At 34.3% G+C, this 20,290-nt stretch carries 17 protein-coding genes; 4 read left to right on the top strand and 13 right to left on the bottom strand.

Going from position 1 to position 20,290, the window contains the following annotated elements; genetic code table 11:
* Positions 1-12: 12 nt before the first annotated feature.
* The 5 genes from ACVEGE_RS06605 to ACVEGE_RS06585 form a co-directional block, all read right to left on the bottom strand.
* A complete protein-coding gene (locus ACVEGE_RS06605) occupies positions 13-669 on the bottom strand; it encodes a 3-oxoacid CoA-transferase subunit B (protein WP_173855511.1) in 657 nt (218 codons plus the stop codon).
* An 85-nt stretch (positions 670-754) separates the two neighbouring features.
* Positions 755-1,453 carry a CoA transferase subunit A gene (locus ACVEGE_RS06600; protein ID WP_173851682.1) on the bottom strand — a complete coding sequence of 233 codons (699 nt, stop codon included), beginning with the start codon at positions 1,451-1,453 and terminating at the stop codon, positions 755-757.
* A gap of 123 nt (positions 1,454-1,576) precedes the next feature.
* Complete coding sequence (locus ACVEGE_RS06595; protein ID WP_192500796.1) at positions 1,577-3,880, bottom strand: penicillin-binding protein 1A; 2,304 nt, start codon at positions 3,878-3,880, stop codon at positions 1,577-1,579.
* Between the two features lie 6 nt (positions 3,881-3,886).
* Entirely contained in the window at positions 3,887-4,366 is a 480-nt protein-coding gene (locus ACVEGE_RS06590) for a gliding motility lipoprotein GldH (RefSeq protein ID WP_173855450.1), read from the bottom strand.
* Entirely contained in the window at positions 4,350-5,657 is a 1,308-nt protein-coding gene (locus tag ACVEGE_RS06585; protein ID WP_173855451.1) for a PSP1 domain-containing protein, read from the bottom strand. The genes ACVEGE_RS06590 and ACVEGE_RS06585 overlap by 17 nt, the downstream gene beginning before the upstream one ends.
* A gap of 470 nt (positions 5,658-6,127) precedes the next feature.
* Between ACVEGE_RS06585 and ACVEGE_RS06580 the strand changes: the two genes are divergently transcribed.
* The 4 genes from ACVEGE_RS06580 to ACVEGE_RS06565 all read left to right on the top strand — a co-directional run bounded on the left by ACVEGE_RS06580 (position 6,128) and on the right by ACVEGE_RS06565 (position 9,986).
* A complete protein-coding gene (locus ACVEGE_RS06580; RefSeq protein WP_173851690.1) occupies positions 6,128-7,375 on the top strand; it encodes a hypothetical protein in 1,248 nt (415 codons plus the stop codon).
* Positions 7,376-7,482: 107 nt separating this feature from the next.
* Positions 7,483-7,995, top strand: coding sequence for a hypothetical protein (locus ACVEGE_RS06575; RefSeq protein WP_173851692.1), 513 nt, complete (start codon positions 7,483-7,485; stop codon positions 7,993-7,995).
* A gap of 74 nt (positions 7,996-8,069) precedes the next feature.
* A complete protein-coding gene (locus tag ACVEGE_RS06570; RefSeq protein WP_173851694.1) occupies positions 8,070-9,017 on the top strand; it encodes a DUF6175 family protein in 948 nt (315 codons plus the stop codon).
* A gap of 15 nt (positions 9,018-9,032) precedes the next feature.
* Positions 9,033-9,986: a hypothetical protein gene (locus ACVEGE_RS06565; RefSeq protein WP_192500795.1), complete on the top strand. Its 954-nt coding sequence runs from the start codon at positions 9,033-9,035 to the stop codon at positions 9,984-9,986.
* A gap of 116 nt (positions 9,987-10,102) precedes the next feature.
* Here the strand turns inward: ACVEGE_RS06565 and trhO are convergent, their stop codons facing one another.
* The 8 genes from trhO to ACVEGE_RS06525 form a co-directional block, all read right to left on the bottom strand.
* Complete coding sequence (trhO, locus tag ACVEGE_RS06560; protein ID WP_173855454.1) at positions 10,103-11,479, bottom strand: oxygen-dependent tRNA uridine(34) hydroxylase TrhO; 1,377 nt, start codon at positions 11,477-11,479, stop codon at positions 10,103-10,105.
* A 625-nt stretch (positions 11,480-12,104) separates the two neighbouring features.
* Positions 12,105-12,890: a DUF6503 family protein gene (locus tag ACVEGE_RS06555; protein ID WP_192500794.1), complete on the bottom strand. Its 786-nt coding sequence runs from the start codon at positions 12,888-12,890 to the stop codon at positions 12,105-12,107.
* Between the two features lie 530 nt (positions 12,891-13,420).
* Positions 13,421-13,978, bottom strand: a complete 558-nt coding sequence (locus tag ACVEGE_RS06550; RefSeq protein WP_173855456.1) for an REP-associated tyrosine transposase — start codon at positions 13,976-13,978, stop codon at positions 13,421-13,423.
* Positions 13,979-14,210: 232 nt separating this feature from the next.
* Positions 14,211-15,104 carry a hypothetical protein gene (locus tag ACVEGE_RS06545; RefSeq protein WP_192500793.1) on the bottom strand — a complete coding sequence of 298 codons (894 nt, stop codon included), beginning with the start codon at positions 15,102-15,104 and terminating at the stop codon, positions 14,211-14,213.
* 373 nt (positions 15,105-15,477) lie between these two features.
* Positions 15,478-15,888, bottom strand: coding sequence for a BrxA/BrxB family bacilliredoxin (locus tag ACVEGE_RS06540; protein ID WP_173851708.1), 411 nt, complete (start codon positions 15,886-15,888; stop codon positions 15,478-15,480).
* 111 nt (positions 15,889-15,999) lie between these two features.
* Positions 16,000-17,148: a lycopene cyclase family protein gene (locus ACVEGE_RS06535; RefSeq protein ID WP_192500792.1), complete on the bottom strand. Its 1,149-nt coding sequence runs from the start codon at positions 17,146-17,148 to the stop codon at positions 16,000-16,002.
* A gap of 333 nt (positions 17,149-17,481) precedes the next feature.
* Positions 17,482-17,952 (bottom strand): thioredoxin family protein, encoded by a 471-nt coding sequence (locus ACVEGE_RS06530; RefSeq protein ID WP_192500791.1) that lies wholly within the window; start codon positions 17,950-17,952, stop codon positions 17,482-17,484.
* A 13-nt stretch (positions 17,953-17,965) separates the two neighbouring features.
* Positions 17,966-20,218 (bottom strand): TonB-dependent receptor, encoded by a 2,253-nt coding sequence (locus ACVEGE_RS06525; RefSeq protein ID WP_192500790.1) that lies wholly within the window; start codon positions 20,216-20,218, stop codon positions 17,966-17,968.
* Positions 20,219-20,290: the final 72 nt, after the last annotated feature.

Genomic DNA, 20,290 nt, shown 5'->3' with positions numbered 1-20,290 from the left:
AAAAGGTTGTTTTTAATCTATTTGCATCTCTGGAATATCTCCTTCAATAATTAAATCAGCTTCAGTAGCTGCAATAATATGATCTACTGATACGCCAGGAGCTCTTTCTAGTAATTTAAAACCTTTTGGAGTTACTTCTAATACGGCAAGTTCAGTCACTACTTTTTTTACACAACCTACACCAGTTAATGGTAAGCTGCATTTTTTTAGGATTTTTGATTCGCCTTTTTTGTTAACATGCATCATGGCAACAATAATGTTTTCGGCAGAGGCTACGAGATCCATTGCGCCACCCATTCCTTTTACCATTTTCCCTGGAATTTTCCAGTTAGCGATGTCGCCATTTTCGGCTACTTCCATAGCGCCAAGAATCGTTAAATCTACTTTTTGTGAACGAATCATTCCAAAACTCAAAGCAGAATCAAAGAAGGATGCGCCTGCTAAGGTGGTTATGGTTTGTTTTCCAGCGTTAATGATGTCTGCGTCTTCCTCTCCTTCAAATGGGAATGGACCCATGCCCAGAACACCGTTCTCGCTTTGAAATTCAACAGCGATATCATTACGTACATAATTAGCAACTAAGGTAGGGATTCCGATTCCTAAGTTTACGTAATATCCGTCTTTAACTTCTTTAGCTATTCGTTTTGCGATTTCTTCTTTTCCTAACATATCACTTTTATTTAAACCATTAAGAATTAAGGTTAACTGCATTTTTTACTGAGCAATAATCCTGAATTTTGTGGATTGATGTTGATTATTTTTGTCTAACCGTTCTTTGCTCTATTCTTTTCTCAAATTTCTCTCCTTGAAAAATGCGTTGTACCATGATACCAGGAATATGAATTTCATTTGGGTTTAATGAGCCTGCGGGTAAAAGTTCTTCTACTTCGGCTACTGTGATTTTTGCGCCACCAGCCATGCAAGCGTTAAAGTTACGAGCGGTTCCTTTAAAGATTAAGTTTCCTGCTTCGTCTCCTTTCCATGCTTTTACGATGGCAAAATCAGCTTTATAGGCTAATTCCATGATGTGCATTTTTCCGTTAAATTCACGAACTTCTTTTCCTTCGGCTACTTCGGTTCCGTATCCTGCAGGTGTGAAAAAGGCAGGAATACCAGCTTGTGCAGCACGACATTTTTCGGCAAGAGTTCCTTGAGGTGTTAATTCGACATCTAATTCACCAGACAGCATTTGACGTTCAAATTCGGCATTTTCACCTACGTAAGAAGAGATCATTTTTTTGATTTGGCGCTTTTGCAAAAGCAATCCTAATCCAAAATCATCTACTCCTGCATTGTTAGAAATACAGGTAAGCTCTTTAGTTTCTTTGATTACAAGTTCGGCAATGGCATTTTCTGGTATACCGCACAGTCCAAAACCACCTAACATAATGGTCATTCCGTCTTGTACTCCTTCAAGTGCTTCTTGTACACTGTTTACTTTTTTATTAATCATATATTGTGGTTATAATAGTGTAATTAATAGCTTATTGTTTAGCCCAGATCAAAGCGACATCCTTTATGGCTGGGGTTCAGCCAGAAAGATATAGCGGAGAGCTGGAAATAGCTTCTAAAAATTTTAGAATTCAAACTCATCAGTGTTTTGAATAGCTGTTGTGTCTTTAACTTTTGGAGCGGTATAACAATCTACTTTTATGGAAAGGTTTGCAGGTCTTTCGAACTCAGTTTTAGATACTTTTAAGTCTTTATCTGCATAGCACAGTTTCATGAAGTAACCCCAAACAGGTAATGCAGCAGTTGCTCCTTGTCCGTAGGTGATGCTTTTAAAACGAGCCGAACGGTCTTCGCAACCTACCCAAACACCAGTTACAAGATTAGGAACCATTCCCATGAACCAACCATCTGATTGGTTTTGAGTGGTACCTGTTTTACCTGCAATAGGGTTTTTAAACATGTATGGATATCCTGTAATTCTATTGTACCCATTTCCTCCACCTTGAGTTCTTAATCTACTTCCTGAACCACCCTCAGTTACTCCTTCAAGTAATTTTATGATTGCAAAGGCAATATCTTTATTCAATACATCATGAGATTCTGGAATAGGTTCGTAGATAACTACGCCACTTTTATCTTCTATGCGTGATAAAAATTGGGGTTTATTATAGACTCCTTGATTTGCGAAGGTGCTGTAGGCAGCGACCATATCTTCAACAGTGATGTCTACTGCTCCAAGAGCGATAGATGGTTGCAATGGAATATTGGATTTTATACCCAATTTATGTGTAAGCTCCACTACGGCTTCAGGTCCTACTTTATCCATTAATTTTGCCGAAACAGTATTAATAGAGTTGGCTAATGCTTTTTTCAGAGTAATCATACCTAGGTACCTATTATTTGAGTTACGTGGTGTCCAAGATGCAGTAACGTGATGACGGCCTACTGGAATAGTAAATGGTGCATCAATAATAGAATCGCATGGAGACATGTTTAATTGCTCAATGGCAGTAGCATAAACAAATGGTTTGAAGGTAGATCCTACTTGTCTAGCTCCTTGACCTACGTGATCGTATTGGAAATATTTGTAATTAATACCTCCAACCCAAGCTTTGATACTTCCAGTTTGTGGTTCCATTGCCATTAAACCAGTTTGTAAAAAGTGCTTGTAATAACGAATAGAATCAATAGGAGTCATAATAGTATCTTTCTCTCCCTTCCAAGTAAAAACAGTCATTTTAGTTTTTACATTGAATGATTTTATAATTTCTTCGTCAGTTTTTTCTAATGATTTAAGCACAGACCATCTGTTAGAAGACTTCATTGCTTGTGTTAAAATGCGTTGCGTTTCCTTATCAGATATGTTTACAAAAGGAGCGTTCTTGTTCTTCTTAGCTTGGATAAAAAACTCTTCTTGTAAGTTAGCCATATGCGCTGCTACTGCTTCCTCCGCATGTAATTGCATTCGAGAATCAATAGTAGTGTATATTTTTAAACCGTCTTTGTAGATATCATAATCAGAGCCATCTGGTTTTTTATTCTCCTGTGCCCATTTTTTCATGTATTCACGAAGGTACTCTCTAAAATAAGTTGCGGTTCCTTCTCGATGACTTTCTAATTTAAAATGCAAAGTGATTGGTAAAGCCTGAAATTTTTCTTTTTCCTCTTTAGAAATCATGTGACTTTTTTGCATCTGTGCTAAGACTACATTTCTTCTGTTTTTAACTCCTTGAATATTTCTAATAGGATTATACAAAGTAGAATTCTTGAACATTCCAACTAATATGGCAGACTCATCGATGCTTAATTGTTTAGGAGTTTTAGAAAAATACGTTTGCGCTGCAGAGCTTACTCCAACAGAGAAATTACCAAAATCGTAAACATTACAATACATGGCGAGTATTTCGTTTTTAGTATATTGTCTTTCTAGTCTAATGGCGATAACCCATTCTTTAATTTTTTGAACAATTCTGAACGGAAGGAATTTAGACCCTTCTCCATGAAACAATTGTTTGGCTAATTGCTGTGTTAGCGTACTCGCACCTCCATTAGTTCCAAAATTAGAAAGTGCTCGCAAAGTTCCTCTACCATCGATACCAGAGTGCTCATAGAAACGCTCATCTTCTGTAGCTACTAGTGCATCTACAAAGTTTTTAGGTAAGTCAGAATATCTTAATTGAGAGCGGTTTTGTTGGAAGTATTTTCCAATAACAACACCATCAGCAGAGATGATCTCTGTAGCTAGGTTCGAATCTGGATTTTCTAAATCTTCAAAGGAAGGCATTGCGCCAAAGATTCCCCATGAGGCAAATAGGAAAAACAAAATTACGGCTCCAAGGCCATAAAGGAAAATTTTCCAAAAATTCCTTGTGTAACGTTTGTAATCGTTAGTATTATTTTTACCTTGATTGTTTTTTTTAGCAGCCATATACTATTATTCTATTTTTTCTATTCGTAAACCTACTTCTGTGATTCCATCTAATTCCGTAACTCCAGGGACTTTTCCTGTTTCTCTAACGGCTTGTTTTATATTGACTTTATACGTACTTCTAAAACGCACGTTATCTTTATAGAATAATTTACTTTCCTTAATGTCAGTAAATCCATTTCCTAATAGTGTACCATCAGGTTCAGCCATTTCGTACTCTAGAGTGTCAATTTTTGTATATCCGTTTGGTAATTCCAGTGAAACAATCAAAAACAAGTTATTGTATTTGTAATTGTCATTGTCCCTAATATTGATAAACATATTGTACCTCTTAGTAGAGTCAAGTTGTGGTAAATCAAAAGATACAATATTGTCTTTATGCCAAGCACTTCCAACAGATTTGTATTCGTCAAAAACTCTTTTTTTATCACATGAAAAAAGAACTACAGTTATCAAAAGAACTAAAAGGCTATTTTTTAGTCTCATTTTTTTTAATAATTATTGGTTTTCTTATTGCAGCAGGTTCTGTTGCAGCGGGTTTTTTCTCGTTTGCAGTTACTGGTTTTTTATGAACAGGCTTTTTGTTATTAGCAATAATTTTATTATCGCCTGCTTTTTTAGGCTGTGCTACAATCACATTTTCACCTACCTTTTTAGGTTTTTTATTTGGTCTCTTACTTTTCTTAGGTTGGTCAAAACGAGTTAAACTCTCTTGTCCCATCGCATTATTAAAGTCTTTTTCAGTTTCCTGGACGATTTCGATTGCATAATCTTCAAGAGCAGATACTTTGATCTTTAATTTATTTTCGGCTATAATTTCTTTTACCTTATCAATTTTAAGGATGTGCCAGTTTGCAAAATTATTCGTGTAAGCAAACCACATTAATCCTTTAAAAATATCTTGTTTTTGACAAATAGCTTCTCCTTTTTCAGTCACTAATTTTGTTTCAAAATCAGGAAAACCTTTTAAAGCATCCATGTAAGTGTCTAATTCGTAGTTTAAACAACACTTTAATTTACCGCATTGACCGGCTAATTTTTGTGGGTTTAAAGACAATTGTTGGTAACGTGCTGCAGAGGTATTTACACTTCTAAAATCGGTTAACCATGTAGAACAACATAGTTCGCGTCCACAAGATCCAATTCCTCCTAAACGAGCTGCTTCTTGACGGAAACCTACTTGTTTCATTTCGACTCTAGTACTGAATTCTTTAGCAAAATCTTTAATCAACATTCTAAAGTCTACTCGATCATTTGCAGTATAATAAAAAGTAGCTTTGGATGCATCCCCTTGAAATTCAATATCAGATATTTTCATTTCTAGTTTGTGCTGAATGGCTAATTCACGCGCTCTTACTTTCATAGGTTCTTCACGCTCGCGAGCTGCTGACCAAATGTCAATGTCTTTTTGAGATGCTTTTCTATATATTTTCGGAATTTCATTACCATTGTAATTTGCTCCTTTTTTCTTCATTTGGATTTTAACTAACTCTCCAGTTAGTGTAACAATTCCAATATCGTGACCTGGGGAAGCAACTGTAGCAACAATGTCACCCATAGATAAAGTTAGTTTCTCAGTATTGCGGTAAAATTCTTTTCGTCCATTTTTAAAACGAACTTCAACACAGTCAAAAGGAGCTTCACCGTTAGGTAAACTCATATTAGAAAGCCAATCGAAAACAGTTAATTTATTGCAGCTATCGGTGCCGCAAGTTCCATTATTTTTACAACCCTTAGGTGAGCCACCATCAGAAGTTGAACAACTTGTACATGCCATAATTTTATATATAGTGTTGCGACGAGCACAACTTAAGTTCTTAAAACGTTTAATGGGTAAAGATAGTATTTTTTGATTAAATGTTTCAACCTCTATTTTCGAATAGTTTTATTCCGTTTATAGATTTTTGTGTTATTTTATAAAATCAAGATATTTAACGTTTTACTTAAATTGTTTATTTCGTATTGTTTTAACGCTTTGACTATTTTAAATCTACTATGGTATCTATTAGTGTATTTTTAATTAAAAAAAAAGAATTTTTTTATTAAATAAATTCTTAGGTTTGCCGTTGAAAACAAAAATCCTAGTATAATCTTATAACAAGTAAACACTTATTAAACAAGTGTTGCTGTGTAGGATTATATTGGGATTTTTTTTTTGAAATTTCATTAAAAAGGTGTAGTCCAGAAAACACATTAAAAAACGGGGAATAACTCTAAATCCTCAAGAGTAAGAAACAAATAAATTTTATGAAACTTAAAAGTTCATTTTTACTAATTTTAGCTGTAGCAAGTTTTAACGGCTTTTCACAAGGGAATAAAGATCTAAAAGATATTAAATATCGCCGAAGCTCTTTACATACTATTTTAATAGAATCAGATAATTTTCCTAAAAAGGAAGAAGTGATTAAAGCCTATTACAGTGCTCCATTTCCTGAGAAATATGATAATCATAACATTGGTGTTAAGTCCTTTGATGGTAAAAAGTATGGTGCAAAAGAAGGTGCTTCTGAGGAAGAGACGATTGCAATGATTGATCAATACTTAAAATCAAATAAAATTGCCAATAAAATGGTGGCTAAATGGTTTAATAGAAAAGCTAATGGAACTTTTGATATTCAGTTAATTACTGAAAGAGGACTTATTAATGCGTCTTTTACAGACATGAAAACAGCAGCAGCATCTGCAGAAGGAAACGCATTATTAGTAACCGCAGGTTTAGAGTTGTTAAATAATACGTTTGTAGTTGTTTCAAAAATGAAATTTATAGAAAACGAGCCTGTAGCCAGAGTTGCCAGAGATGCAGCTATCTTAACAGCCAATAAATTAAGTGTAGCTATGTTGCGTACTAAAGCAATTGCAGTTGCAGACAAAGCGTACGATAAAGGAAAAGAAGGGTATTCTGTTTGGACAACTTCTTTCTTGTACAAATTAAAATGGGATGATGCTACAAGCAATACTTTTTATCAAGATTATTGGTTAGACAATGCTGCTGACCCAACTGCTGCTGCAAAGAAAGCAAAATTTGATTCAAGTGATTTATTTCAATTAGAATTTGTTGGTTCTGAAAGCGCTACAAGTTTAGTTACTTTTTCTCTTTCTCAAAAAAGAACAGAAAATGAGATCATAGATTTATCTGTTGTTAGAAATATCGATAATGTGTACGCCAAACTTCAAAAGAAATATGATGTGTTTAAAACAAAAGTTCCATTGTACTCTGTAAGTCCTTTAAAAGCCAAAATTGGTATGAAAGAAGGTTTAGAAGGTGGTGAGAAATTTGAAGTTTTAGAAGCAAACATGGATCCTAAAACAGGAATTATCGAATACAAAAAGAAAGGTACAATAAAAGTAGATAAGGATAATATCTGGGACAACCGTTTCAATGCAGGTTTCTTAGAAGAGGATAATGAAGGTGGTAGTAAAAAAGCTCTTGATGGAACATTACTTGAAGGAGGAGGGAAGTTTTACTCAGGAATGTTAATTAGACAAATCAATTAATTTTAATCAATAGCTTATAATTAAGAATCATACGGAACCTTTATTTTAGAATAGTCTAAATAAGTTTCGTGTGATTTTTAAATTATTTTAATTTTAAATCTATACAAATGAAAAATATTAAATTTATTGCAGCACTATTTTTATTGTTGTCTTTTGTCAATATAAGTTTAGCTCAGTCTCGCAAAGCAGACAAAGATACAAAAGCATGGAGATACGAGATAGAAGCTGTTCAAACAGGTGTTCAAGGAACGTATTTAATTAAAGTTTGGTCGTATTCTAAAAAGCCCGAAGTGGCAATGGAACAAGCAAAAAAGAACGCTATTCACGGAATAATTTTTAAAGGTTTTACTGGAATATCAGGTGTTCCTGGACAAAGCCCTTTGGCTAATAGCCTAAACTTAGAGGACGAAAAAGAAGATTTTTTCAAACCTTTCTTTAATGACGGAGGAGATTATATGAAATATGTTTCTCTCTCAAATGATGGATCTGTTGCGGCAGAGGACAGAATGAAAATTGGTAAAGAATACAAAATTGGAGTAATTGTAGCGGTAAATATTACCGACTTAAGAAAAGATTTAGAGAAAGCCAATATCATAAAATCACTTTCTAGTGGATTTTAATTCTTCACTGAAATAAATAGTTTTTTTCTAAAGAGAGGCAAAGCATAATTTATAATAACAATAATAGTATAACAATGAAAAGAATAATTTTATTCGCAATAGTTTTTTTTAATGCAGCATTGACTGTAAATGCACAAGCTAAGAAACCTACAATTATGGTAGTTCCTAGTGATGTTTGGTGTAATCAAAGAGGGTATATGCTTGACTTTGATAATCAAGGAACTTATGTTCAAGTGCCAGATTACAAAAGAGCAGTGCAAGAGGATGCCGCATTGCTAATAGTAATTAGTAAAATAAATGAGTTAATGGCTTCTAGAGGTTTTCCATTAAAAAATTTAGAATCTGTTTTAAAATCATTAGAAAGTGAATCTGCAGAAGATGCGATGCTAACAGGTAAAAAAACGGGTGCATCAGTTGTAGAAAGTCCTATTGACAAATTGAAAAAAGTGGCTAAAGCTGATATTATCATGCAAGTAACTTGGAATGTTAATACCATAGGACCTAAACATTCTATTACTTTTAACCTTCAAGGTTTAGATTCATATACTGATAAACAAGTTGCGGGAGCATCTGGAACTGGTCAAGAATTAATCGGTTCTACTTTACCAGTTATGTTAGAAACAGCGGTATTGTCGCAAATTGACAATTTTAATGTACAATTAATGAGTCACTTTGATGATTTATTTGCTAACGGTAGAGAGATTACTTTAAGGGTTAAGAAATTTGACTCTTTCGCTGGTGATTTTGAAACTGAATATGCAGGGGAAGAACTAGGTACTCAAATTGAATCATGGGTTCAAAAAAATACTGTAAAAGGACGTTTTAGCACTACAGATGCAACAGAAAACATGATGTTGTTCGAACAGGTCAGAATTCCGCTTTTTGACGCAACTGGAAAAGCAATTGATGCAAGAGCTTGGGCTAAAGGACTTCAAAAATATTTAAAAGAAACTTATAAAATTGAAGCTAAGTTGATGACTAAAGGTCTTGGTCAAGCTTCTATTGTTGTAGGAGAAAAATAAAAAAAAATCATAACTATGAAAAAGATAATTCCAATTTTACTACTCTTTGTAGTCTCATTAGTCAAAGCGCAAAGCAATTCCGTTGATGCAGCTTCGCAAATAGAATTAAGTACGTATGTTTCAGACGGCGTAGAAGGTTTAACTGATATTGCAAGAAATAATTTAGAAAATAAATTGTCACAAATTGTCACTGCTAATGGCATGGGAGTTAGTTCTGCTTATTCTAGGTTTATTATAACCGCAAATATTGAGGTTTTGTCTAAAGATATTACCGCAACAGCTCCACCAATGCAGGCTTATACGCTTGGGGTTAACTTTTACATTGGTGACGGTATGGAAGGAATCAAATTCTCTTCCTATTCTGTTACAGTAAAAGGAGTAGGGACAAATGAAACTAAAGCTTATATTGCCGCATTAAAAAATATTAAAACTAATGACCCTGAATATCAGGTTTTTATCAATAAAGCGAAGCTAAAAATTATCGACTTTTATAATAAAAAATGTGATGCGATTATTACAGAGGCTAAAAGTGCAGCAGGACAAGGTCAATATGATGCCGCTTTGTACAAGTTAGCAACTATTCCAACTGCTTGTAAGGAGTGTTATGCAAAAGCAGTTCCTATTACAAAAGTAATTTACAAACAACAAATTGATAGAGAATGTAAAGTTAATTTGGCTAATGCCAAAAGTAGTTGGGCTAGTAATCAAGATCAATATGGCGCAACAAGTGCTAGCGAATATTTAGCTTTGATAGATCCTAATGCTAGTTGCTACAAAGAAGCGCAAGCTTTTTCGAACCAAATTGCTGCTAAAATTCTTGCCGATGAAAAAAGAGAATGGAATTTTAGAATGAAAGTGTATCAAGATGACGTCACTGCAGAAAGAGCTGCAATGCAAGCTGCAAGAGACATTTCTTTAGCTTATGCAAAAGCCGAAGTTATTAACTATACGATCGTAGGTTGGTGGTAAGAAATGCAACTTTAATTAAATAAAAACAGCTGTAAGAGTCACTTTTACAGCTGTTTTTTTATTTTTAAAATCCTAATAATTTTGTAATCTCAAATACTGAAAAATCAGCAATCATTTTAGTCTAAAATCTTATACAGTTTATCTGATAATCGTATCCTAAAAGGTAATTTAAAGGTACAAACATCACCCGCAACGGCTTTGTCTGCTTTTACATCGTTAACCTGCATTTCTGTAATTACAATTTGTTGTTCACCGGTAGTCATTCCTTTAATTAAAATAGTATCACCCACATTGATTTCATTTTCTTCAATAGAAAATTGTCCAATACTTGGTTTTGGATAAAAATGCGTTCCGCTGCCTATGTACTGTTTCTTAATTTTTGGCTCTTTTTTAGCTAATGCTTTTGACTTTGTTAAATCGACCAAATTAGGAACTGAGGCTAAAGGATCTACATTAGCTTCATTGTTTTTGAAAGTTAACACATCTGATTTTCCTTTTTTGAAAATCTTATTACCGTTTTTTACGCCACGACGAATCGCTTTTTGCTCCTCTTCTGGTAAGTGAATCACGTCTACACAGTCTTGTGAACAACATCCTTGCATGGCCTGCGCGCAGTCTTCACACTGAATAAACAATAAATGGCAACCTTCGTTGATGCAATTGGTGTGTACATCACAAGGCTTTCCGCATTGGTGGCATTTAGATACGATATCGTCTGTAATTCTTTCGCCTAAGCGGTGATCAAACACAAAGTTCTTACCAATAAATTTACTCTCTAAATTCTCCTCCTTGATTTGTTTGGCGTAGTTAATAATTCCACCTTCCAGTTGGTATACATTTTTAAAACCTTGGTGTTTAAAATAAGCCGAAGCCTTCTCACAACGAATTCCTCCGGTGCAATACATCACTAAGTTTTTATCTTCTTTAAAATCTTTTAACTGTTCGTTGATGATAGGTAATGATTCGCGAAATGTATCTACATCAGGTGTAATCGCTCCTTTGAAATAGCCAATTTCACTTTCGTAATGATTCCTGAAATCAACCACAATCGTATTTGGATCGTCTAAAATAGTGTTGAATTCCTTCGCTTTCAAATGCACCCCAATGTTGGTCACATCAAAAGTTTCATCATTCAAACCATCAGCAACAATTTTGTCACGAACCTTAATCGTTAATTTTAAGAACGAGTGGTCATCATGCTCTACGGCAATATTCAATCGCATTCCTTGCATGAAATCATACTGCTCGATTGTATCCTTGAAAGCATAGAAGTTATCTGCCGGAAGTGATAACTGAGCGTTAATTCCCTCTTTGGCTACATAAATTCGACCAAGAACCACTAGCGGGTCCCAAGCACGGAATAAATCGTTACGAAATTGTGTTGGATCTTGAATTTGCGCATAAGCATAGAAAGACAAAGTAAGTCTCTGTTTTCCGGCATCATCAATCATGATGGCTCTTTCTTCTGCGCTTAAAGTGTTATACAGTTGCATGCTATAAACGGTTTAAGTGTGAAAAATTATTTTTGCAAAAGTACGGAAAAGTGACTAAGTGGCAAAGTTTCTTGGTCTCTTAGTTTCAAAGCTGCAAAGCTTCAGAGTTTCAAAGCTTCAAAGTTTCAGATTTTTAAATCTTTAGAGTTCCAGAGTAAAGTGATTTCATAATTATTTTTAATTTGCGAATTTGCGGTATTTTTTCAGGAGCTATTTCCAGCTATTCGCTATATCTCTTGTGTCTGCTATCGCTACCACAAGAGGATGCCGCTGCTATCTGGGCTACTTGTGACGATTACTGTTAACAAGAAATTTTTTTTAGTTTTAATTATGGACCACGGTTTCAGTCAGGATTTTTGAAGCTTCTTTTAGTTTAGCTTGTTCGTATAAAGCAGGTAAATCTTTCAAAGGCGTTTTGCTGAATACTACTACTACTACTACTTAATTTAATTTCAAGTTACAGCAATAGCTAATGATTTTTAATTTGCGAATTTGCGGTATTTTTTCAGGAGCTATTTCCAGCTATTCGCTATATCTCTTGTGTCCGCTATCGCTAACACAAGAGGATGCCGCTGCTATCTGGGCTACTCGTGACGACTACTGCTAACAAGAAATTTTTTTAGTTTTAATTATGAACCACGTTTTCGGTTAGTATTTTTGAAGCTTCTTTTAATTTTGCTTGTTCGTATAAAGCGGGTAAGTTTTTCAAAGGCGTTTTTACCGGCGCTTCATAATTGATGTAATCCTGAAAAGTAACACCATCAACTACTCTTGTATTGAAAGCTGCTCTAAAACGCACGCCACCTTCATTGACTTGGTAATTGTATGCAAAATAATCCATTAAGTGTGTTTCTTTATTGATCCAATAGTGGTATTGGTCATCAAAATCTTTTCCGCCACCATCTTGACCAAAAGTTACTTCGATTACATCGTACTTTTTGCCTTTAATAGTTGTTTCTTCTACATACTTTTTATGTACAGAAGCATCTTGAAGTTTGTGCGGAAGCGTAGCAAAATAAATAACAGAATTCAATGATTCCCCATATTTACCGGCATCTTCAGCAGTAAGATTTTGTTTTTGAGAGTTAATGTAACGAGTAAAATCACTATTGATCATTACATCTTTTATAAGTGAATCTCCTTTTTGTACCTCAGATGAATATTCGTAATTGTTGCCGTCATTTTTAAAGCGGTATTTTTTATCTCTAAAAGTAAATGAATAATCGGCTTTAGCGTATAAATCACCACCATGAGCTTTTATAGCAGTATTGATAATAGAATCTGCCTTAGTCAACGGTTTAGCTGTTTCAGTAGTTTCTTTTTTAACAATTTCGTCCTGATTTTCTTTTTTAGAATTACAAGAAATTGTAACGGCGGCTAAAACGCAAAGAGTAAGTATCGATTTTTTCATTTTATAAAAATATTGATTTTTGTAGGGAACTAAAAACAGATGCTGATTTTTGTGTAAAGTTTAACTTGATAAGGCTCTCAAGTGGTTTAATGAAAACAAATAGAATCATTGATGCTATTAATAATAGTAAAATCAAAGGATGTTAATTGTATGTTCTGCAACCACAAACGTTAGCGCAGGTATTTACCTGTGCCCATAATAGAGCATCAATACAACTTCATAAGTTTACAAATTTTCTATTTATAACTCAAAAAGTTAGCGCAGGTATTTACCTGTGCCCATAATAAAGCATCAATACAACTTCATAAGTTTACAAATTTTCTATTTATAACTCAAAACGTTAGCGCAGGTATTTACCTGTGCCCATAATAAAGCATCAATACAACATCATAGCTTTACCAATTTTATATTTATAACTCAAAACGTTAGCGCAGGTATTTACCTGTGCCTGCAAAATATAGCCTTACATTACGGCAAAAATTAGCTTTCGTTTAAAAAAGCATTAATTATTCAGTCGTCACCACACATTGTCATTGAAATATATCTAATAAAACAATATCTAGATCATTTTCTAAACTAGCATAGTTTCTTGCAGAACTAAAATAATAGTCTTCTGGTACAGTAACTATTTTATCAACTAGAGGGTTATTGTGAATGTAATTTAGTTTTTGTAGAATAAATTTGTTGCTGTAAATATGTTCTGCGTGATAACCATTTTGCCATACTTTGTATTTTTGGTCTTTCTTTAAGTGCTCACTAGCTTTTTTAAAATAATCCAGCATCCATTCTCTTCTGCTTTCAGGCTCCTCTTGAATGATTTCTATAATTTTTTTAGAAGTAAATCTTTTAAAATCTCGCATCACGTCTGATAAGATAAATCCATTAGTTGCTTTACATAATATATGAACATGGTTAGACATAATGCAGTATCCATATATTTCTAAACCTTTATTTACTTGACAGTACTGCAAGGATTTAATAATATTAATTTTTTGAGACCTCCGTGTAAAGACGTCAATCCAACCAATCGTTGTTATGGTTACAAAGTAAGCTTCATCAGTAGTTGTGGCTTTATATTTTGTTGACATATTTAATTGGATATTTTATAATGAAATAGTGGTTTCTTTCTGTTAAGCGTTTTCCTTGGTGGGCACAGCTAAATACCTGCGCTAACGTTTGTATTTATATAACGCTATCGGATATCTTTCTGTTAAGCATTTTTCTTTGTAGGCACAGGTAAATACCTGCGCTAACGTTTGTACATGTATTATGCTATCGGATTGGCAATTGAACAAAATCAAAGTTAGAGTTTGTCTTAAATTATTTTAATATATAAGATTTGCTTTTAAAAAAATTCAATAGTATAACTTTATCAAAACTTGTTTCATATTGATTTAAAATTTTTCCGTCGAAATGTGAGTAATCAGAATGCCCGTAAGAACCTTGTACTACCAAAAGAAGGCATTGTTGTTCGTTTGTATTTTCAATATAAGTCTTTAATTTTTTTTCTTTCTTCTGAATTGTTTCAATTATTAAATCCGAAATTGTTCCCACAACATAGCCACTTGTTAAGTGAAATAAATTTTCATTACTTTTATGAAACGAACAGAAATTAATTAATCTATTTTGCTGGATTCTTTCCTTATTTATAAAAGCTAAATAAATAAGGTCACTTAATTTTTCTGCATCTTGTTCCATTTCCTTTCGAGTCATCTTTCCAGGATGCGCAAGTTGAAAAAGAAAATCAAAATCATCATTATAATCGGAATAGAATTGTGAAAGTTTATTTAATAATTCTTTTTTCTTTTTTTCATTAATTTCTTCAATCTCGTGTTTTAAACTAATGTTAACATGGCATTTGTTATTGCCGTATTTTTCTGTAAATTTTTTCTGTATAATAGAAATAAACCACTCATTTTTTTGATACTTCCGTTTTTCCAATTCATTTATTACCTCTGTGTGTTCTAAGCCATATTTTATATTGTCCCACTCAATTAAAAAATCGGGCTCCTCTAAAAAATCTAAAACTTTCATTTTAGATTGTGAGATAACAATAAACTTTACCAAATCTATTAATTCTTTTTGCTTCTGCTTTCCAACTTTAGTTTCGGTATTAATTGTTTCTAATATAGGAGTTAAAATCTTTAGCATTTCAGATTTTTCAACTTTAAAATAGTCGCTTGATTTTTCAACAAAAGTTTTAAATTCTTTCATGAATCTTTTAATAAGAGTTTATTTAGCCCATCTTTAATAAATAAAGCATATGATTTAATTATTATCATCTTTCTGGATTGAAGCCGAAAATCAAAAAAATAATTTTGTAGTTGTTTAACTTTCTATAGAGTTTAAAGTTAAAACATATTATTATATTAAATGTTAATAAAATCAAATATACTTAATTTTCTTATAAACAGTATCCTTAGCCCAGATAGCAGTGAAGATCCTTTTTAAGAGCGCTTTTAGCGACTAGCTGGAAATAGCTCCAAAAAAAAACCGCAAACTCACAGAAATAATCTGGGAATTTGCGGTAAATAAATTTTGTGCTCTTTACGTAAAAGTTAGAGTACTTTATTTTCAAACAAAAGTCTTAGCAATACTCGTTGTAAGCATCTTGTAGGTTTTCAGCGATCATTTCAGCTGGACGACCTTCAATGTGGTGACGCTCTAACATGTGAACCAATTCTCCGTTTTTGAACAACGCCATTGATGGTGAAGATGGAGGGAAAGGGAACATTTGCTCTCTTGCTGCATCTACTGCATCTTTATCAACTCCTGCAAAAACAGTGATTAAGTGGTCTGGTTTTTTAGCACCGTCTAAGCTCATTTTTGCTCCTGGACGTGCGTTTCTTGCTGCACAACCGCATACTGAGTTCACAACTACTAGTGTTGTTCCTTCTGCTTTTATTGCGTTTGCTACTTCTTCAGCAGTATGTAAATCTTGAAACCCTGCAGTTGTTAATTCAGCTTGCATTGGGAGTACCATGTCTTGTGGATACATATCGTTATATTTTAAATATTAGTTTTGAATTTGCAAAGTTACGAAGTTTACAATGAACTCTATAACATCAACTATAAAGTTTTGTTATTGTTTGATAGCCGCCTAGTTTTATTAGAAAAGATAGCGCACAGATCTAACTAATGACCAGATAAAAGGCATTTTAGGACATTTTAAGATCACTTTAATATCTTCGTATAATGATGTTTCTTCGTCTAAAAATTTGAAAATCAGCGCTGGACTTCCTTTTTTGAACATCGAAGAAAATATTCCTGCTCCTTTTTCATTTTTTCGATCCAAGATGTCGAGCAAGAGTAAATCATAGAACCAAAATTTGCTACGTTTATGATACTTTCTAAAATCAGTTTCTTGTTTCAAAAAAGCGATTAATTGGGTCGATTTTTTATCCGAATTTTTAAAGGTGTAGCCTGTGCTTGCTTTGGTCCATCCTCCGGCAGTTCCTATATTCAAAACGCGTTGGCTGTTTTTTTTCCAGAAAGGGTAGCAGGTCATTGGGATGCTGCCTTGTTCTTTTTCGATTATATCGTAGTCAGTGATACCGAGTTTCGAAATGTAGTTTTTAATTTCGCTTTCGTATTCGCTTTTCGCCAATAAATCATGCGAAAACAAAGTGTACTCCAATAAAGCTTCGGTAGTTGCTGTTGGTAACACATACATAAAACGGGTGTTGCCTTTTTGAGCTACCGAGAAATCCATAAAAGTAGCTTGTTCTGGATTGAAAGCAGCTTCTTTACTTTTTATAAACCAACCGATAAAATGCTGTTGCAACACCGGATATTGGGTTTGCGTTTCCACTTCGGCTTTTCTATAGATACTATTAAAAACGGCGCTTGCGGTAAAATTTTCAGTAGCGGTGGCAACAAATACGTGCGTTTCGAGTTCGTTAATATCAGTCACCGTTTCGTTTAGAAAGTGAATATTTTTTTGTTTCGAAATCAAATCAAACACTTGATTGTAAAAATCGATTCCTTTTACTTGATTGTAATGGTAAGGTTGTAGGTCTAAATCTCTCTTAAAATGCGCATTAGCAAACAAAGCCGAGTCCCACTTTTTAGACACGGATTGATCCCAAGTCGACGTTCCTTGTTGCCAAAAACACCAGGTACGATCATTGGTTTTTTTAGTGTCTTGGTCAATTAGCAAAATAGATTTGTCCTTAAAATCACCCGATTGGATCATTTTATACACCGTCATCAATGCTGCTAAACCCGAGCCTGTAAAAATGTAATCGTAGTTTTTCATAAAGTGTATTCGAAATTTATTCCAAAAATAGTGATATTATTTTTTAGGCTGTAGCCAAAATTATTATAAGCCATTTTTTACAGTATTTATTTAATGTATTGAGTTTGTAAAACGTATGGTATTGGTTTTTGATTTTACACCAGATTTTATGATTTATTTAAAATGCAATTTCGTTTGAATTAATCGGTGGTTATTTTTTAATTCTTGCTAGCTCTTTTGAAAATCTGTGAAATCTGTGAAAATCTGCGTGAAAAAATAGTGCACGCAGATTTGGCAGATTTTTGCAGCTAGTATTTCAGATTTTAATCTAAATAAAAGTCAGCTTCACTTTGTCTAAAGACCGTTTGCCTTTTGAAGTATCGAAAGCATGGCCTTTGCTCGAATAACCGAATCCTGCTGAAAAATAATCGAAGTATCAGTTCCTAAAATGGTTACCGTAGGATAGACCACTTGACCGTTTATAGTTGCTAATGCTGTTGCCAACTCATGAATGCCAGTATTGGTGCCCGTTGGTTTGAAATTAAAGGTGTGATTATTAAAAATTATTTGCTCTTTGGTTTCGGCATCAAAGGACACGAAATAGAAATTGTCGTTCAACTCTGCAACCACTTCTTTGTTTTTAAAGGTACTGTTTTCCATCATTTTGCAGTAGTTGCACCACGAAGTATGAATGAAAACTACGATGGGTTTAGGGTTGGCTTTTGATAATTGTTCGGCTTCTTGAAAGGTGTACGTTTTTAATTGCGCAAAACCAGATGGCATTGCGCAAAATAAAACGAGTAGTAAGAGTAGTGTGTTTTTCATGCGAGTTTTGTAATTACTTCAAAGTATAGCGTACTCCAAAGAAAGAGCGCACACCTTGATTGGGTCCATACACATATGAAGGATCAAATGTCAGGGCATAAGGGTTATCTGGAGTTGCTTGCACATTGCCGCTGCTATCAAACTGTACATTTTTATCAAATGGATCATTTGCTCTGGCAATAATGAAAGGGTTTCCTTTGTTTGGGGTCCAATTCAGCAAGTTTTTTACACCCGCATAGATTTCCACATTCTTTAATTTATTAAATGTAAATTGAATGTTTTGAATGCTCCATGTAGGCGAGTATTCTTGTCTTGGGTCTAAGTCTCCCAATAATGGCAAACGCATCGGTCCATAGACATTTCCTGTGTAGTCAACATCAAGAAATAATTTATTGATTCGGTACGAGATCGCCCAAGTAGCCGAGAATTTCTCAGTCAATATCTGTTGTGTGGTAATACCATTTTCAGTTTTGGATACATCCATATACGTTGCCCCAAGAATCATTTTCAAGCCATTGTTGAACACAAAATCAAGATTGGCGCTGACTCCTTTTGTTACGGCATGGCCATCAAGATTTTTATAGATGATTTGGTTGGGATTGGTATCGTAATCGGGTATAATCGAATTGCTAAATCGCGTGTACCAAGCCGTTGTTTCTAACCCAATGAAGTTACCATTGTTGGTATAAAACTTTTTCAGGTAATTTATGTTGGCATTAATAGAACGTTCTGGTTTTAAATCTTCGAGAACAATAACGTCTCTTGATCCTGTTAGTGCGGCATGCTCTTCGGTAAAAAGGTTGACGATTCTAAAACCTGTCCCAGTATTGAAACGCAGAATGTTATTATCATTGATTTTCCATTTATAAGCAAATCTAGGAGTAAATATACTTCCATGATTGTCGTTGTAATCATATCTAGCGCCTAAAAGAATTTTGTGTTTGTCGTTGAATGCGATTTCGTCTTGAACAAACAAACTCGGAATCCAGTTTACATCTTCTGTTACTGTTGCGGTGGTGTTGTCATTATAATACTGGTAACGTAGCGCGGTTCCAAAAAGCAAATCGTGTTTGTTTATTTTTTTATCCCAAGTCAATTGTCCAAAACCAATGCGCTGTTTTGCTAAATAGGGCGTGTTTCCATAAACCGAGTTTTGATCGTGGTCTGTATAAGAGAACGAAAAAAGCATCTTTTCTACCGTAGGCAATTCGTAGGCACCCAATAACTCCCAACGTTTGGTATAAATACTTTCTCCGTAGACTTCATCGCCTCCGCGAAAGCCTTTATTCCATTGCAGTTCGCCACCCCAACGGTCTTCATAGAAAAAACGTCCGGCAAGTGAGAGCTGCTTGTTGCTCTTTCGATTAAAATTCCATTTTTGAAAAACGGAGATGCGGTCTTGCAAAGTAACATCGGTAAAATTATCGTTGTTGTTGTCAACGGGATTACTATAATTAAAATAGTTCACCCCCGTTAAAACAGAAGCTGTTTTACCCACATTTCCTTTAAAACCTAGGTCTACGTTGAGTTCGCCATAATCTGTGATAAAAGAATCTGCTGAAAATACAGGAGCGTTTGTTGGATTTTTAGTGATAATATTAATCAATCCACCCACGGCTTCGCTACCATAAAGCGAAGAGGCTGGGCCTTTGACGATTTCAATGCGTTCTAAAAGCGAATTCGGAATTCCAGATAAGCCATAAACCGTAGACAAACCGCTCACAATAGGCATACCGTCAATGAGCACTAAAGTGTAAGGTCCTTCAAGCCCGTTAATGTGAATGTCTCCCGTGTTGCAAACATTACAGTTCAATTGCGGACGCACACCGTTTACATTTTGCAAGGCTTCAAAGATATTTGATGTTGGATTTTTCTTGAAAAACGTAGGCTTGTACACTTCAACAGGAACCGGACTTTCTAAACGGCTAACCGGTTTCATTGTTCCTGTAATGACCACTTCGTCTAGGGAATTGTCTTCTCTTAATTTGATGTCAAGAACGGTTTCGATGCTGTCTATAAGAGTAATTTGTCGCTTTTCTGTTCGAAAGCCAGTATAGGAAACGGCGATTTCGTAATCACCTTCGGCCAAATCTTTTATAAAATAATTTCCATTGGCATCTGAAACTATAGATTTTGATGCTTTATTGATCAAAATATTCGCTTGTGGCAATGGCATTCCATCTGCGGTAACTGTTCCTTTTAGACCCGATTGAGCAAAGGAAAAGCTTGTCAAGATTAGTAATAAGGCGACTTTTAAGGTTTTCAAAATATATTTTTTAGGTTATGGTAAATATTAAATTTAGACAAATCTAAAAATTATATTTGATTTAGCAAAAAA

It is taken from the genome of Flavobacterium sp. PL002 (assembly GCF_054165825.1).
Note: the sequence above shows the minus strand (reverse complement) of the source record. Positions and strands in the feature narration are given on the sequence as shown.